General features: G+C 57.1%; 1 rRNA gene. It reads left to right on the top strand.

From position 1 onward, the window contains the following. Positions 1-407: 407 nt before the first annotated feature. A 16S ribosomal RNA gene (locus Q673_RS23340) occupies positions 408-1,945 on the top strand. The last annotated feature ends 74 nt before the right edge of the window (positions 1,946-2,019 follow it).

The raw sequence follows: 2,019 nt of genomic DNA on the forward strand, positions 1-2,019 counted from the left end.
TCTCGCTTGACAGTCGCCGCGGATTCGGTAGAATGCGCGCCACGCCTTACGGAGCTCCTCGGGAGCTTCGGTCGCCCGCCTCCCGGAGGCGAGGTGGTCAGCAGGATCGGCAAGCACGCTTCGCCACTCACTGCTTGACACGCCGCGGCGACACGGTAGAATACGCCTTCCTCGCAGGGCGCCGGCGAGACCGCCGCTTCGTTGAAGCGACCGGCACGACGGCAACAGCGAGACGCTCCACTCGTCAAGAGCTCGGAGCCGCTCTTTAACAATCGATCAGGTAATTCATGTGGGCGCTTGTCGATGGTGCGGTGATCATGTCACGTATCATCAAGGCAAGCGACTCGTCAAACGAGACGTTTGAACCTTGAGCCAAGTTTGGTCCGCTTAACGGACTATATGATCTTAAACTGAAGAGTTTGATCATGGCTCAGATTGAACGCTGGCGGCAGGCCTAACACATGCAAGTCGAGCGGAAACGATCCTAGCTTGCTAGGAGGCGTCGAGCGGCGGACGGGTGAGTAACGCATAGGAATCTGCCCGGTAGTGGGGGATAACCTGGGGAAACCCAGGCTAATACCGCATACGTCCTACGGGAGAAAGCAGGGGATCTTCGGACCTTGCGCTATCGGATGAGCCTATGTCGGATTAGCTGGTTGGTGAGGTAATGGCTCACCAAGGCGACGATCCGTAGCTGGTCTGAGAGGATGATCAGCCACATCGGGACTGAGACACGGCCCGAACTCCTACGGGAGGCAGCAGTGGGGAATATTGGACAATGGGCGCAAGCCTGATCCAGCCATGCCGCGTGTGTGAAGAAGGCCCTCGGGTTGTAAAGCACTTTCAGTGGGGAAGAAATCCTCGGGGCTAATACCCTCGAGGGAGGACATCACCCACAGAAGAAGCACCGGCTAACTCCGTGCCAGCAGCCGCGGTAATACGGAGGGTGCGAGCGTTAATCGGAATTACTGGGCGTAAAGCGCGCGTAGGCGGCCTGATAAGCCGGTTGTGAAAGCCCCGGGCTCAACCTGGGAACGGCATCCGGAACTGTCAGGCTAGAGTGCAGGAGAGGAAGGTAGAATTCCCGGTGTAGCGGTGAAATGCGTAGAGATCGGGAGGAATACCAGTGGCGAAGGCGGCCTTCTGGACTGACACTGACGCTGAGGTGCGAAAGCGTGGGTAGCAAACAGGATTAGATACCCTGGTAGTCCACGCCGTAAACGATGTCGACTAGCCGTTGGGGTCCTTGAGACCTTTGTGGCGCAGTTAACGCGATAAGTCGACCGCCTGGGGAGTACGGCCGCAAGGTTAAAACTCAAATGAATTGACGGGGGCCCGCACAAGCGGTGGAGCATGTGGTTTAATTCGATGCAACGCGAAGAACCTTACCTACCCTTGACATCGAGAGGACTTGGCAGAGATGCCTTGGTGCCTTCGGGAACTCTCAGACAGGTGCTGCATGGCCGTCGTCAGCTCGTGTTGTGAAATGTTGGGTTAAGTCCCGTAACGAGCGCAACCCTTGTCCCTATTTGCCAGCGATTCGGTCGGGAACTCTAGGGAGACTGCCGGTGACAAACCGGAGGAAGGTGGGGACGACGTCAGGTCATCATGGCCCTTACGGGTAGGGCTACACACGTGCTACAATGGCCGGTACAAAGGGTTGCGAAGCCGCGAGGTGGAGCCAATCCCGAAAAGCCGGTCTCAGTCCGGATCGGAGTCTGCAACTCGACTCCGTGAAGTCGGAATCGCTAGTAATCGTGAATCAGAATGTCACGGTGAATACGTTCCCGGGCCTTGTACACACCGCCCGTCACACCATGGGAGTGGACTGCACCAGAAGTGGTTAGCCTAACTTCGGAGGGCGATCACCACGGTGTGGTTCATGACTGGGGTGAAGTCGTAACAAGGTAGCCGTAGGGGAACCTGCGGCTGGATCACCTCCTTACCGATATGTCACGTACTGTCGGCAAGAGCTCACAATGAATTACCTGATCGACCAGAGCAAAAGACTGTTTGGGT

The sequence above is a fragment of the Halomonas sp. PBN3 genome (assembly GCF_000475415.1).
In the GTDB taxonomy this organism is placed as follows: domain Bacteria; phylum Pseudomonadota; class Gammaproteobacteria; order Pseudomonadales; family Halomonadaceae; genus Halomonas; species Halomonas shengliensis.